Below are 14,010 nucleotides of genomic sequence, written 5' to 3'. Positions count from 1 at the left end.
TCTTCCCGAGTCGCGTTTCTGCTCGACAGGCTAATTCCACAAATGTACCATCGTCAATCATGAATGACACAAATGTATCATCAACCGTTCTGGACCGCCTGACCGAAGAGTGGGACGCCCTGACGCCCGAGGCGCAGAAGGCCGCGCGCTATGTGCTTGAAAATCCCACGGATGTTGGGGTTTCAACGGTGCGCGAGATCGCCGAGGCCGCCAATGTCAAACCCAACACCTTCGTGCGCATGGCCCGGCAGGTCGGCTTTGACGGGTACGAGGATTTCCGCGCACCCTTCCGCCAAGCGATTCGACAAGGCGCGGTGTCGTTTCCGGACCGCGCCCGCTGGTTGCAGGGCATCGGCAAGTCGGGGGAACTGGGCGGGCTCTATGCCGATATGGTCGGGTCCGCGATCCGCAACATCGAAGAAACATTTGCAGGTATTGACGCCGCACGCCTGAAGGCCGCCGCCGAAGATATCTGGAACTCGCGCCAAATCTTCACGCTGGGCGTCGGCGTCAACAACTCGAACGCCCGCAACTTCACCTACCTTGCCTCGACGGGGATGAAACAGTTCCACGCCATCCCCCGCCCCGGCTCGACCCCGGTGGACGATCTGGCTTGGGCTGACAAGCAGGACGTTCTGATCGCCATCACCTGCAAACCCTACCGCACCGAAGTGATTGAGGCCGTGAAGCTGGCCCGCGAACAGGGGCTGACCGTTGTCGGTCTCTCGGACAGCCCGGCCAGCCCGATCATCCTGAACGCCCATCACGGCTTTGTCGTCGCCGCCGACACGCCGCAATTCTTTCCGTCCTCCATTTCGACCATCGCGCTGCTGGAAACACTGCTGTCCTTCGTGATCGCCGTCTCCAGCGATGAGATCGTCGAGCGGGTTGAACGGTTTCACCAACGCAGGCATCAACTTGGCCTCTACGCGGAGGAGCCCGAATGAACGCACCCCTGACCCACTCACTGGACGCGCGATATTATACCGATCCTGCGATCTTCGAGCAGGAGATGCAGGGTTTACTGGCCCGAACGTGGCAATTCGCAGGCCACGTCGCACAGGTGCGCGAGACAGGGGATTACTTCGCCTTCGAGATCGCCGGTCAGAACCTCTTTTGCATTCGCGGCCGCGACGGGGAAATCCGCACCTTCTACAATGTCTGCCAGCACCGCGCGCATGAGATGGTGACGGGCGCAGGCAACACCCGCGTCGTGGTCTGCCCCTACCACGCCTGGACTTATGAGCTGTCGGGTCAATTGCGCGCCGGGCCGAACATCAAATCCGTCCCCGGCTTTGACCGCAGCGCCATCTGCCTGACCTCTGTCCGCACCGAGGTCTTCAACGGTTTCATCTTCGTCAACCTCGACGATGACGCTGCCCCGATGGACGAATGGTACCCCGGCGTGCGCGAGGAAATCCGCGCCTTTGTTCCGCATATCGACGATCTTGAACCGCTGGAATGGGTCGAGATTCCGGAAAACTGCAACTGGAAGGTCAGTGTCGAGAACTACTCGGAATGCTACCACTGCCCGACCAACCACCCGACCTTTGCCGAAGGCGTGGTCAAGCCCGAGACCTATGACATCCAGCCGGACGCAGGCGGCGGCTATGTCCTGCGCCACACGACGGAATGCCAAAGCCTCGACAAGATGACCTATCCCATCGACCTGTCGGTGCCCCATGCGGGCGACTATCAGTCGTGGTTCCTGTGGCCGATGTTCTCGTTCCAGTGCTACCCGGGCAATGTGCTGAACACCTATCACTGGCGCGCGGGTGACGCCGACCACTGCACCGTCTGGCGCGGCTGGTACACCGAGGGCGGCTCGGAAAGCGCAGTGATCCGGCAACTGGCCGTACAGGATCGTGAAACCACGGTCGAGGAAGACATACGTCTGGTCGAAAGCGTCCACCGCGGCCTCAAATCCCGCGGCTATCGCCCGGGCCCTCTGGTGCTGGACCCCGGCTGTGGCGTGATGTCGGAACATTCGATCGCCCGGTTGCAACAATGGATGCGCGAGGGTGTGGAAACATGAAACCAACGGCCGCCACAGCCAAGAAAATTCGTCGAATTTTCTTGGTCGCGGAGCACACGGAATGACCCGCCTTTCAGGTCAATGCATGTGCGGCGCAGTAACGTGGTCCTCGACCGGGACCGTGACGCGCCGATTGTCCTGCCATTGTAGCGACTGTCAAAGGGCCACTTCCTCTCCCTTCACGACCTTTGTCGGACTGGCCCCCGAAACCGTTGAATGGGTGGGTGAGGTCAACCACTTCGAAAGCTCCCCCGGCACCCATCGTGGCTTTTGCCCCAAATGTAGATCACGTCTATATTTCAGGTCCGACAAATGGCCGGGCGAAATCCACATTCACGCTGCAACGCTGGATGACGATGCAGGCTACGCCCCAGACGCCCATGTGGTCATGGGCAGCGCAGTTTCATGGCTGCAATTGTCGGATGACATTCCCAAACATCAAAGCTTTCAGGCCGATCCCGCCAAAGCGAACAAGGAGTAAACCCATGCTCATGCCCGGAGAATGGCGCCCCGAACACAAACTGTTCCCCTATCAGGTGGGCTTTACCTCTCCGCCCTTCGACTTTGACGCGGCCCCTTCGGACTTCCTGCGCATGTGCCCCGAGACGGTCGGCGTGCATGGCTGGATGTTGCATGTGCCCGACTATGTGCACGGGCTGGACCAGCGCAAAAAGAACTTTGGCATGCTCGAAGATTTTGTCCACTGCATGTCCCGCAATGGCGTAGATGTCTGCGGCCAGGTCGGCTCGAACTGGGTACATGCCTGCGGGCTGGGGGTCGAGGGCGTGCGGCAGCATTGCGAGGACCTGTCCGACAAGCACGGCATCCGTTTTCACATGGCCGGTTACGCCATGGTCGAAGCCCTGCGCGAGATGAATGTGGAAAAGGTCGCCCTGAACGCCGCCTATCACTGGCCCGAATGGTGGCAGGGTACCGCCGGTTTTCTGCGCGAGGCCGGGTTCGATGTGCTTTATGCGGGTAACTTCCATGATCAGGGGTGGTTCGCCGATCAGGAAGAGGTCAACTCCTACCGCTGGGTATTTGATGGCGATCTGGCCCGGAAGAGTTTCGAATATGTGGCCGAACAAGCCCCGCAAGCGGACGCGATCCTGATTAACGGCATGTGCAACTTCCGCACTGGCCCCGGAGGTTTACCGCAACGCCCGTTGCATCTGGCGGACGAGTTGGAAACCGCTCTGGGCAAACCGGTCATAGGTCACGACATCGCGCTTTACTGGCGCATCTTCAAATCGCTGGGCCTTGCCCCCGAGACACCGCGCGGGCGACTGTTACTAAGCCTCTAGGCGCAAAAACAGGTTGTACAAACCGGAAGAAACCCCCTCAGAAACAGGTACAAAATGCACAAAATCCTTGCCCTCTGGGCTGTTCCCCGCTCGACCTCGACCGCCTTCGAATGGATGATGCGACAGCGCGGCGATCTGGACTGCCTGCACGAACCCTTTGGCGAAGCCTGGTATCAGGGCGAGGAACCCCTGTGGCACCGCTTTCAGCCGGGCGAGAAGACGACACCCGGCCTGACACTGGAAACCGTTTGGGCTGATGTGCAGGATCGCGCCCGCAAGGGGCCGGTCTTCATGAAGGATTTCCCCCATTATATCAATCACATGTGGGATGCTGAGTTTCTTTCCAACTTCAACCACGCTTTCCTGATCCGCGATCCGGCCAAGACGATAACCTCGATGTACAAGCAATGGCCGGACTTTGCCGAAGGCGAGGTCGGCTTTCCCGAACAGCGTGCGCTGTTTGACCTGCTGACCGCCCTGAACGGTGCGCCACCTTGCGTAATCGACAGCGACGACTTGCTGGAAGATCCTCATGGCATTACGAATAAATTCTGCGAAACCATGGGGATACCGTTCATCGAAGAGGCCCTCACCTGGGAAGCGGGTGGAGATCCGTCGGCCCATAGCTGGTGGGATGGCGGCTCGTTTCACGGCAATCTCGCCAAGTCCACCGGGCTGACCCCGCAACCGCGCAAACACATTTCGTTGGATGAAGCCCCGGATCGGGTGAAACAGGTACACCGCCGGATGAAGCCGCACTACGATCACCTATATAAACATCGGCTGACAGCCTGATCCCATACCACCGATTATCACGGAGACCCCAATGGCAGACATCTTTGACGAAGACCTTTTCCTAAAAGGGCTGGAACAGCGCAAAGGCACACTTGGCGCGGAATATGTCGAAAAAAATCTTGCCGCTGCCGATGACTTTACGCGCCCGTTTCAGGAAGCCATGACAGCCTGGTGCTGGGGTTTTGGCTGGGGAGATGACGTCATTGACGCAAAAACACGCTCGATGATGAACCTGTCCATGATTGGCGCCTTGGGAAAGATGCACGAATGGGAAATTCACTGCCGGGGCGCAATCACCAACGGCGTCAGCAAAGAGGAAATTCGCGCTATTATTCATGTGGTTGGAATTTATTGCGGCGTCCCACAGGCCCTGGAGTGTTTCCGTGTGGCCCGCAAAGTTCTGGACGAAGCCGGGCAACTTTGACCCTTTGCCAATAACCCAAAAGAAGGCCCGCTTTCAGGCGGGTCTTTTTTTGATCTCATCGTGATATGTTACAGAATAAGTGTCGTCACAAATTATTCGTTACATTTCGCTTGCCGCGAATCGCTTCATCGCGTATTACCCGACCAATCGGTCACTTAATGACGCCCTACGCAAGACTGGAGTTTCTGACGCATGGACGCCTTTATCTGCGACGCACAACGGACCCCGATCGGACGCTACGGCGGTGCGCTGTCACAGGTTCGCACGGACGATCTGGCAGCGATTCCGCTCGCGGCTTTGAAAGAGCGAAACCCACAGGTGGACTGGTCCAGTGTCGATGACGTCATTTTTGGCGATGCCAATCAGGCCGGGGAAAGCAACCGGAACGTCGCGCGGATGGCCGCCTTGCTGGCGGGATTACCGGTCGAGGTTCCTGGCACCACGATCAACCGGCTGTGCGCATCAGGAATGGACGCCGTGGGCATGGCTGCACGCGCTATAAAGGCGGGTGATTATGACATGGCCATCGCAGGCGGCGTCGAAAGCATGTCGCGCGCGCCGTTCGTTATGCCCAAGGCAACAAGCGCCTTCACCCGCTCAAACGCGGTTTATGACACCACCATCGGCTGGCGCTTCGTCAACAAAAAGATGCACCAGATGTACGGCACGGATTCGATGCCACAGACCGCTGACAACGTGGCCGAGGATTATGGCATTGGCCGCGCCGATCAGGATGCATTTGCCGCACGCAGCCAGGCCCGCTGGGCCGCGGCGCATGAGGCCGGTGTGTTCAAGGAGGAGATCACCCCGGTCACCATCCCACAGCGCAAAGGTGATCCAATCATCGTGGACACCGACGAACATCCCCGACCGGGAACAAGCGCCGACAAACTGTCCGGGCTCAAGGGCGTCAACGGCCCAGACAAATCAGTAACGGCCGGAAACGCCTCGGGCGTGAACGACGGTGCCGCGGCAATCCTGCTGGCAAACGAGGCTTCCGCAGACAAGAACAGCCTGACGCCGATTGCCCGCGTCGTAGGCATGTCTGTTGCAGGCGTTGAACCGCGTGTCATGGGAATTGGTCCCGTACCTGCCAGCCGCAAGGTGCTGGCCCGCGCCGGGCTAACCATCGACCAGATGGATGTGATAGAATTGAACGAGGCTTTTGCGTCTCAGGGCCTGGCCACCCTGCGCGAACTTGGTGTCGCCGATGATGCACCCCATGTGAATCCCAACGGCGGCGCGATTGCCATCGGCCACCCATTGGGCATGTCCGGCGCACGTCTTGTGATGACCGCGGCGTATCAGCTGCAGCGTACGGGCGGGCGCTATGCGCTTTGCACCATGTGCGTTGGGGTTGGTCAGGGGGCCGCACTTATACTTGAACGCGTCTAAGGCGCGGGCTGAACAGCGGGAACAGAAAACATTCGCCGCGCGACAGAGAAAACGTGAGGAGATCCGATATGTACGCTCAGATGATCAAGACAGCTGGAACCGGCGTCAAATCCCGTGAAGAGATGACGGATCAGGAACGTGCCTTTCAGGACAAGATCGACGCAGATATCAAGATCGAGCCAAAGGACTGGATGCCGGACGACTATCGCGCGACGCTGATCCGCCAAATTGGCCAGCATGCGCATTCGGAAATCGTCGGACAATTGCCAGAAGGCAACTGGATCACCCGCGCGCCCACACTCGAACGGAAGGCGATCCTGCTGGCCAAGGTACAAGACGAAGCAGGACATGGCCTGTATCTGTACTGCGCAGCCGAAACGCTGGGCGTGTCGCGCGATGAGATCACGGAAATGCTGCTGGATGGCCGCATGAAATACTCGTCCATTTTCAACTATCCGACTTTGAACTGGGCCGATATCGGCGCGGTTGGCTGGCTGGTCGATGGTGCGGCGATCATGAATCAGGTGCCGTTGCAGCGAACCTCGTTTGGCCCCTATTCGCGTGCGATGATCCGCATCTGCAAGGAAGAGAGTTTTCACCAGCGGCAGGGCTACGATGCCATTCGGAAAATGGCGGAAGGCACACCTGAGCAAAAGCGAATGGCGCAAGACGCCCTGAACCGGCTTTGGTATCCGTCCCTCATGATGTTCGGACCATCCGACAAGGAATCCGTTCACAGCGCCCAGTCGATGGCTTGGAAAATCAAGATCAACACCAACGACGAGCTGCGCCAGAAATTCGTGGACCAGACAGTACCTCAGGCAGAATACCTGGGACTGACGATCCCCGATCCGAACCTGAAATGGAACGAAGAGCGCGGCCATTACGACTATTCCGATCCGGACTGGTCCGAATTCTTCGACGTTGTGCGGGGAAATGGACCCTGCAACGTTGACCGGTTGGCAGCGCGTAACAAGGCCTGGGACGACGGGAAATGGGTGCGCGACGGGTTGCTGGCGCATGCTCGCAAGAAAAAAGCCACCGGCCTGGCCGCCGAATAACCCCACTCGTATGGAGGACTGCACATGAAAAACGAATGGCCCCTTTGGGAAATCTTCATCCGTGGCCAGCACGGCATGAGCCACCGGCACGTCGGTTCGCTGCACGCCCCTGACGCAGAGATGGCGATCAAGAATGCCCGCGACGTCTATACCCGCCGGAACGAGGGCGTGTCGATCTGGGCGGTCGAAGCCAACAACATCGCGGCAAGCTCACCCGGCGACAAAGGCCCTCTGTATGAGCCGAGCGAAAGCAAGGTTTACCGCCATCCGACCTTTTTCGACATCCCCGAAGAAGTGGGGGCAATGTAATGACCCGCGATGAGGCATTCCTGCAATTCCTGCTGCGGATGGGGGATAACACCCTGATCCTCGGGCATCGTGTCAGCGAATGGTGTGGTCATGCACCCGTGCTGGAAGAGGACATTGCGCTGGCCAATACGGCGCTGGACCTGATCGGGCAAACCCAGATGTGGCTGGGTCTTGCAGGAGATGTTCAGGGCGAAGGCAAAAGCGCCGATGATCTGGCGTTTCTGCGTGATGCGTGGGACTTCCGCAATGTGCTGCTGGTCGAAGTTCCCAACGGCGACTTTGGCCGCACTTTGATGCGACAGTTCCTGTTCGATGCCTGGCATTCGATCATGCTGGGTCGCCTGATGAAATCGTCCGACGAACGTGTTGCTGCAATCGCAGAGAAGGCAAGCAAAGAGGTTGCCTATCACCTGGAACGCTCGAGCGACACCGTGGTCGGTCTTGGCGATGGAACAGAAGAAAGCCATGCCCGGATGCAGGATGCACTGGATTATCTCTGGCCTTACGTGGGTGAGATGTTTGCCGGCGATGACGTAGATGCAGAAATGTCCGCTGCGGGTATCGCACCTGATCCCGCCGGGTTGCGCGAAGAATATGATGCCCTTGTCGGGCACGTGCTGACTGAGGCGACGCTGACCATTCCGGAAAGCCGTTTTGCCCACAAGGGCGGGCGCGACGGACGGATGCATACCGAACACCTTGGACATCTTCTGACGCAGATGCAGTGGCTGCAACGCGCCTATCCGGATGCGAGTTGGTAAATGACGATGACACGCGCTTCGGTCGATCAGATATGGGAGTGGCTCGATACCGTTCCCGACCCCGAGATCCCGGTGATCTCGGTCGTGGATCTGGGTATCGTGCGTGATGTTCAATGGGATGCGGAAACACTGAAGGTCACGGTGACACCAACCTATTCAGGTTGCCCGGCGACATCGGTAATCAGCATGGATATCGAAACGGCCCTGCGCGATCACGGTATCGAAGATATCCGTTTGGAAACAAGCATCTCTCCGGCCTGGACGACCGACTGGCTAAGTCAGAAGGGCCGCGCAAAGCTCGAGGAATATGGCATCGCTCCGCCCCAGCCCGCGGGTGGGCCGGAGCGATGCCCGAATTGCGGCAGCAAGGCTGTGGAAAGGGTCAGTCAATTCGGTTCGACCCCCTGCAAGGCCCACTGGCGCTGCACCGATTGCCTGGAACCATTTGATTATTTCAAGTGTATCTGAGCCCTAGAAAAGGAGAACAGCCGGATGGCACGCTTTCACGAACTGGAAGTCACAGACATCCATAAAACGATCCGTGACGCAGTGGTGGTCACGCTTGCACCGGTCAACGGTGCGGCCGAAGAGTTCGAGTTTACCCAGGGGCAATACCTGACGTTCCGCAGGGACTTCGACGGAGAGGAACTGCGCCGGTCATATTCGATTTGCGCGGGCAAGGACGACGGGGTGCTGCAAGTGGGCATCAAGCGCGTCGACGGCGGTGCCTTCTCCACCTGGGCCAACGAAGAGCTCAAAGTCGGTGACAGATTGCAGGCCATGCCGCCAATGGGCAGCTTTTTCACGGCCATCACTCCCGGTGCTGAAAAACAGTACCTTGGGTTTGCGGGCGGCTCGGGCATTACACCGGTTCTGTCGATACTCAAGACGACTCTCGCGCGCGAACCCAATGCTCGGTTTACCTTGGTCTACGCCAACAAGGGCGTGAACACGATCATGTTCCGCGAGGAACTGGAAGACCTCAAGAACCTTTATATGGGCCGTCTGAACGTGATTCATGTGCTGGAATCCGATGCGCAAGAAATTGACCTGTTCACCGGGCTGGTAACGCAGGAAAAATGCGCCGAGCTGTTCCGAAACTGGATCGATATCGAAAACGTCGACACAGCCTTTATTTGCGGCCCTGAACCCATGATGCTGGGTATCGCTGCGGCCCTGCGTGCGCATGGTCTAGATGACGGTCAGATCAAGTTCGAGCTGTTTGCAAGCGCCCAGCCCGGACGGGCGAAACGCAAGGTTGTGGCGGCGGATACCGCGACAAGCGCCAACCAGACCAAGACGTCGATCACGTTGGATGGGGCAACGCAAACCATCACCATGCCCAAGGACCTGTCGATCCTCGACGCGGCTTTGGAAAACGCCATGGATGCACCTTATGCCTGCAAAGCCGGAGTGTGTTCGACTTGCCGCTGTAAAGTCATCGAGGGCGATGTCGAGATGGTCGCCAACCATGCGCTAGAAGATTATGAGGTCGAGAAAGGCTATGTGCTGAGCTGCCAGGCCTTCCCGCTGACAGACACCGTTGTCGTCGACTACGACCAGTAAGGGAGAAGTACTATGGCCGAAGACATGACGATCGAAAGCTATCTGGCCGCCGGTGGTGTTCTGACCAACCCCACCAATGTCCCGCCGCGCTATCGTGCCGAGCTGATGAAACTGATGGCGACCTTCGTGGACAGTGAGCTGGCCGGTGCAGCGGGTTTTGCCGATATCATCAATCAAGGGCCGGGCATCAAAGAGCGGATTGCAGCCGCCAGAATCGTTCTGGAGAAGACTGACCATGCTGACCGGGTGCTGCGCATCATGGGAGAGTTTGGCGCCAATGCCGAACGGTATGTAAGTCACCACCCGTGGACCACCCGGCTTGATCGTGGGGCGGATGTCGGTGCGACCAGATCCGAGCATGACATGCGGCTTGCGGTCTTCAACTACCCGATTGAGGGTTGGGTAGACGCCGTTGTTATGAACCTTCTGATGAGCCGTGCCGTTGCCGTTCAGCTGGCGGAATTTTCCCTGATCTCGTATCAACCGCTTGCCGAAGCCTTCCGGACCATTGCCCCGGTTGAGGCACATCACGGCGAACTTGCGCTGGAGGGTGCGGTGAAACTTCTGGAACAGGGTCATACAAACGAAATGCAGGACGCCGTTGATTATTGGTGGCCGCGTGTTTCGGAAAGCTTTGGGACAGGGTCATCACAGAAGCTGGAAAGCCTTCGCGAGATGGGCCTGCGCAAGTCATCCAATTCCGAGCTCAAAACCAGATGGGACGCCGAAGCCGGTGCAATCCTGACAAACCTCGGCCTGAAAAAACCGGAGTAAATTACCCCACCCGGGGCACTCCCGCCTGTCGTTGACGCCTTCGGCGCCGCCTCCCGTTGGGCCGGGCCGCGCACGCCGGAGCGCGCGCGGCGGGCGCACATTCATTCACGCGAACGGCTAATCAGTCCAAACTTCAAAGCCCAGGAGCGAAACGAACCGCGCTTTTTTCCGCTGCCTGTTTTGACCACAGCATCGTTCGCGCCGCTCTTACGGTTGAATTCATAGACGTCGATCACTTTTTCAGCGCAGCCACAGGCTTCGCCCAGCCCGACCTTGGTGAAGTAGAACTTCTCGAAACTTTCAGGGGTTTGCATCGCGATCCTCCCTGCTTCATTGAAGCAGCATTCCCGGAGGTACCCAAGTCAAATTATCGCGCGTCAGAGACCCTGAATACCATGAAGTGTCAAATTGCTGACCAGCTTGGCATAGTCCTCGCGCGCAGCCGTATCGGCCCCGGAATTCCACATGTAGTACCAGTTCAGCATACCAAAGACGGACATCGTCGTGGACCTGAGCTTGTTCGCGTCACCCCGGAACACGTCCGGGGCAATCTCTGTGATTATGCCGCTCAGGAACTCGATCATATCCCGCTGATACCCGCGCAGCAGCTTTTGCTGGTCCGCAGGAAGGGCCGACATTCCACTGGTCTGTACCCGGTGTTCGTCATCGACACCATGATAGGCCAGCAGGATTTCCGCCACCACCTTCTGCAGCCGATCCGCGGCGTTCAGGCCATCTATGTCGATCCCGCAGATCAGATCGCGCAGCTCGCGCAGATAGGTTTCAAGGATGTCGAACAGGATCGCATCCTTGCTGTCGTAGTAGTGATAGATATTGGCCTTGGAGATTCCGCATTCACGCGCAAGTTGGGTCATCGACGCGCGGTCGAACCCCTCGCGCGCAAAGACGCGCGCGGCGGATTTCAGTATCTGCGCGCGCTTCTGGTCATGGTCTTTGGCTATCGTGCGGGCCAAACCTCACTCCTTATCCCGGTTATCGACAACGCGCTTGGCCTTGCCCTGACTGCGTTCAACATCGCCGGGCTCGCCTACAACAATCTCGGTGGAAACACCAACAATGTCCTTGATACGCTTGGTCAGCATGCGGGCTGCCGCGGTTTTGCTCAACTCGTCCGCTGCGTCCGGCAGTGCCTCGACAAAGACCCGCATGGCATCCATCCGGCCTGCCTTGTACAACTCGATCTGGTAATGCGGCGCAAGACCGCCCGTCGCCATAACCTGTTCCTCGACCTGACTGGGGAACACGTTCACGCCACGCAGAATGATCATGTCGTCCGATCGTCCGGTGATCTTTTCCATCCGCCGCATCGAGCGCGCGGTTCCCGGAAGCAGGCGCGTCAGGTCGCGGGTACGGTAGCGGATCATCGGCAGGCCCTCTTTTGTAAGGGTCGTGAACACCAACTCTCCCATTTCACCGTCGGGCATTACCTCACCGCTCACGGGGTCAATGATTTCTGGATAGAAATGATCTTCCCAGATCACCGGCCCGTCCTTGGTTTCAACGCATTCGTTAGCGACGCCCGGCCCCATGATTTCGCTGAGGCCATAGATGTCGACCGCATGCATGTCGAACGCCTGCTCAACCTCTTTGCGCATGGCGTCGGTCCAGGGCTCGGCCCCGAATACCCCCACAGACAATGAGGTTTCGCGCGGGTCCATGCCGACCTTGTGATATTGCTCAAGAATGTTGAGCATATAGGACGGCGTTACCATGATCCCGTCCGGCCTGAAATCGGTGATCAGGCCCACCTGTTTTTCGGTCTGGCCGCCGCTCATTGGCACAACAGTCGCGCCAAGACGCTCGATCCCGTAATGCGCGCCCAGCCCGCCCGTAAACAGGCCGTAACCATAAGCATTGTGAACCATGTCACCTTTGCGCAGGCCGCTTGCCCGCAGTGACCGCGCCACAAGGTCCGCCCAGTTGTCGATATCGCCCTGCGTGTATCCGACAACTGTAGGCTTGCCGGTCGTACCGGACGAGGCATGCAGGCGGATGATCTGCTCACGCGGCACTGCAAACAGGCCAAAGGGATAGTTGTCGCGTAGGTCGTTCTTGTAGGTAAACGGGAATTTCGCCAGATCGCCCAAGGATTGCAGATCGTCCGGATGCACACCGGCCTCATCAAAGCGCTGCCTGTACATCGGTACATTGTCATATGCGTGACGCACCGACCATTTCAAACGGTCCAGCTGAAGCTTGCGGATTTCATCGATTGACGCGATTTCAATCGGGTCCAGATCGGATTTGTTCGGGGTCAGATCCTTCATGGTGTCCTCCTCGCCTTAATTCTCATCAAACAGCGCACCTTTGATCGCGCGGGAAAACCCCCTGAATTCCGCGATCCTGCGTCCGTCCTGATTGGTTACTGTTACGTCATATACTCCGCTTCGCCCGGTCAGGCTCAGCTCGGTTGCCGTCGCGGTCAAACGATCACCCTGTCGGGCCGGAGCAATAAAGCTGATGACATTGTGCTGAGCGACCGTGGATTGGTTGCGGCTGTTGCAGGCAAAAGCAAAAGCGCTGTCGGCCAGCATGAAAGTCACACCTCCGTGGCAAATGCCGTGCCCGTTGCAGTGATGCGACACAACGGGCATCTCCAGCGCGGCGGTCCCCTCGTCGATATGAGTGATTTCCATTCCAGCCCATTTTGATGCGCTGTCTTCAGCCCACATCGCCGCGGCGGCTTTTTCGGCGCGTTCCTTTGGCGTCATATCATTCGCCCCGGAACTTTGGTGCACGTTTTTCGAGAAACGCTGTGACGCCTTCCGCATAGTCGGCGCTTTCGCCACAGGCCTTCATTGCATCGGCTTCCAACTCCAGATGATCGGTCAACGTGTCAACCGCTGCGGCTTGAATAGCCATTTTGGTCAGACCAAGCCCCAGAGTCGGCCCGTTCGCAAACTGTTCGGCCATGGCACGGGCTTCGTCCATCAGGCGATCGTCAGGCACCGACTTCCAGATCAACCCCCACTCTTCCGCTTGTTTCGCGGGCAGCGGTTGCGCCGTCAGGGCCAGCCCTTTGGCCCTCGCCTCACCCAACAGCCGCGGCAGATGCCAGCTGCCGCCAGTGTCCGGAATCAACCCGACTTTGGAGAAAGACTGAATGAACTTGGCAGATTCCGCCGCCAAAACGATGTCGCAGGCCAGCGCAAGGTTCGCACCTGCTCCGGCCGCGACGCCGTTTACCGCACAAATCACCGGAAACTCCAGTGACCGGATCAGGCGCACCAGTGGCGCATAGTAAGAACGCACTGTCTGCCCCAAATCCGGCGGTCCATCCATTTTTGACGGATCACGATCAGCCAGATCCTGCCCCGCGCAAAAACCACGTCCCGCGCCCGTCAGCAGAATCGCACGTGCGCCATTGTCACGCGCGGCTTCCAGAGCGCCCCGCAGGGCGGCGTGCATCTCAGCAGTGAAACTGTTCAGGCGATCCGGACGGTTGAGAGTTATTTCGACCCAATTTCCATGGTCCTGCGCAACAATCGTATCTGACATGACCTCCCCGCTTTTCAGATGTTGTTACAAATTTCTTGCATAAACCGAACGGTTGGTCAATAAATTC

General features: G+C 58.4%; 18 protein-coding genes. 13 read left to right on the top strand and 5 right to left on the bottom strand.

Going from position 1 to position 14,010, the window contains the following annotated elements; genetic code table 11:
* Positions 1 to 59: 59 nt before the first annotated feature.
* The 13 genes from ACR0NA_RS13830 to ACR0NA_RS13770 all read left to right on the top strand — a co-directional run bounded on the left by ACR0NA_RS13830 (position 60) and on the right by ACR0NA_RS13770 (position 10,424).
* Positions 60 to 947 carry a MurR/RpiR family transcriptional regulator gene (locus ACR0NA_RS13830; protein WP_480729686.1) on the top strand — a complete coding sequence of 296 codons (888 nt, stop codon included), beginning with the start codon at positions 60 to 62 and terminating at the stop codon, positions 945 to 947.
* Positions 944 to 2,035 carry an aromatic ring-hydroxylating oxygenase subunit alpha gene (locus ACR0NA_RS13825; protein ID WP_480729683.1) on the top strand — a complete coding sequence of 364 codons (1,092 nt, stop codon included), beginning with the start codon at positions 944 to 946 and terminating at the stop codon, positions 2,033 to 2,035. Before ACR0NA_RS13830 ends, ACR0NA_RS13825 begins: the two co-directional genes overlap by 4 nt.
* A gap of 61 nt (positions 2,036 to 2,096) precedes the next feature.
* Positions 2,097 to 2,516, top strand: coding sequence for a GFA family protein (locus tag ACR0NA_RS13820; protein ID WP_480729680.1), 420 nt, complete (start codon positions 2,097 to 2,099; stop codon positions 2,514 to 2,516).
* A gap of 4 nt (positions 2,517 to 2,520) precedes the next feature.
* A complete protein-coding gene (locus ACR0NA_RS13815) occupies positions 2,521 to 3,339 on the top strand; it encodes an aspartate racemase/maleate isomerase family protein (protein WP_480729677.1) in 819 nt (272 codons plus the stop codon).
* 54 nt (positions 3,340 to 3,393) lie between these two features.
* A complete protein-coding gene (locus tag ACR0NA_RS13810) occupies positions 3,394 to 4,134 on the top strand; it encodes a sulfotransferase-like domain-containing protein (protein WP_480729675.1) in 741 nt (246 codons plus the stop codon).
* A gap of 31 nt (positions 4,135 to 4,165) precedes the next feature.
* Positions 4,166 to 4,558, top strand: a complete 393-nt coding sequence (locus tag ACR0NA_RS13805; protein ID WP_480451748.1) for a carboxymuconolactone decarboxylase family protein — start codon at positions 4,166 to 4,168, stop codon at positions 4,556 to 4,558.
* A 192-nt stretch (positions 4,559 to 4,750) separates the two neighbouring features.
* Entirely contained in the window at positions 4,751 to 5,953 is a 1,203-nt protein-coding gene (gene pcaF / locus ACR0NA_RS13800) for a 3-oxoadipyl-CoA thiolase (protein WP_480729672.1), read from the top strand.
* Positions 5,954 to 6,021: 68 nt separating this feature from the next.
* Positions 6,022 to 7,014 (top strand): 1,2-phenylacetyl-CoA epoxidase subunit PaaA, encoded by a 993-nt coding sequence (gene paaA, locus ACR0NA_RS13795; protein WP_170654341.1) that lies wholly within the window; start codon positions 6,022 to 6,024, stop codon positions 7,012 to 7,014.
* A 24-nt stretch (positions 7,015 to 7,038) separates the two neighbouring features.
* The gene (gene paaB / locus ACR0NA_RS13790) at positions 7,039 to 7,323 is read left to right on the top strand and encodes a 1,2-phenylacetyl-CoA epoxidase subunit PaaB (RefSeq protein ID WP_170654343.1); all 285 of its coding nucleotides are present in this window, start codon (positions 7,039 to 7,041) and stop codon (positions 7,321 to 7,323) included.
* Positions 7,323 to 8,084 carry a 1,2-phenylacetyl-CoA epoxidase subunit PaaC gene (gene paaC, locus ACR0NA_RS13785; protein ID WP_480729668.1) on the top strand — a complete coding sequence of 254 codons (762 nt, stop codon included), beginning with the start codon at positions 7,323 to 7,325 and terminating at the stop codon, positions 8,082 to 8,084. Before paaB ends, paaC begins: the two co-directional genes overlap by 1 nt.
* Before the next feature lie 6 nt (positions 8,085 to 8,090).
* A complete protein-coding gene (paaD, locus tag ACR0NA_RS13780) occupies positions 8,091 to 8,552 on the top strand; it encodes a 1,2-phenylacetyl-CoA epoxidase subunit PaaD (RefSeq protein ID WP_480730041.1) in 462 nt (153 codons plus the stop codon).
* Between the two features lie 24 nt (positions 8,553 to 8,576).
* Positions 8,577 to 9,650 (top strand): 2Fe-2S iron-sulfur cluster-binding protein, encoded by a 1,074-nt coding sequence (locus ACR0NA_RS13775; RefSeq protein WP_480729666.1) that lies wholly within the window; start codon positions 8,577 to 8,579, stop codon positions 9,648 to 9,650.
* Positions 9,651 to 9,662: 12 nt separating this feature from the next.
* Positions 9,663 to 10,424 carry a Phenylacetic acid catabolic protein gene (locus tag ACR0NA_RS13770; protein WP_480451739.1) on the top strand — a complete coding sequence of 254 codons (762 nt, stop codon included), beginning with the start codon at positions 9,663 to 9,665 and terminating at the stop codon, positions 10,422 to 10,424.
* A gap of 101 nt (positions 10,425 to 10,525) precedes the next feature.
* On the opposite strand, the gene ACR0NA_RS13765 is transcribed toward ACR0NA_RS13770, so the two are convergent.
* The 5 genes from ACR0NA_RS13765 to paaG all read right to left on the bottom strand — a co-directional run bounded on the left by ACR0NA_RS13765 (position 10,526) and on the right by paaG (position 13,943).
* Positions 10,526 to 10,738, bottom strand: a complete 213-nt coding sequence (locus ACR0NA_RS13765; protein ID WP_480729662.1) for a hypothetical protein — start codon at positions 10,736 to 10,738, stop codon at positions 10,526 to 10,528.
* 63 nt (positions 10,739 to 10,801) lie between these two features.
* Positions 10,802 to 11,398: a TetR/AcrR family transcriptional regulator gene (locus ACR0NA_RS13760; protein WP_480729660.1), complete on the bottom strand. Its 597-nt coding sequence runs from the start codon at positions 11,396 to 11,398 to the stop codon at positions 10,802 to 10,804.
* Between the two features lie 3 nt (positions 11,399 to 11,401).
* Positions 11,402 to 12,712, bottom strand: a complete 1,311-nt coding sequence (gene paaK / locus ACR0NA_RS13755; protein ID WP_480729657.1) for a phenylacetate--CoA ligase PaaK — start codon at positions 12,710 to 12,712, stop codon at positions 11,402 to 11,404.
* 15 nt (positions 12,713 to 12,727) lie between these two features.
* Positions 12,728 to 13,156: a hydroxyphenylacetyl-CoA thioesterase PaaI gene (paaI, locus tag ACR0NA_RS13750; protein ID WP_480729655.1), complete on the bottom strand. Its 429-nt coding sequence runs from the start codon at positions 13,154 to 13,156 to the stop codon at positions 12,728 to 12,730.
* A gap of 1 nt (position 13,157) precedes the next feature.
* The gene (gene paaG / locus ACR0NA_RS13745) at positions 13,158 to 13,943 is read right to left on the bottom strand and encodes a 2-(1,2-epoxy-1,2-dihydrophenyl)acetyl-CoA isomerase PaaG (protein ID WP_480729653.1); all 786 of its coding nucleotides are present in this window, start codon (positions 13,941 to 13,943) and stop codon (positions 13,158 to 13,160) included.
* Positions 13,944 to 14,010 lie beyond the last annotated feature (67 nt).

It is taken from the genome of Ruegeria sp. C11 (assembly GCF_056537725.1).
This window is presented reverse-complemented; position numbering and strand designations above follow the sequence as displayed.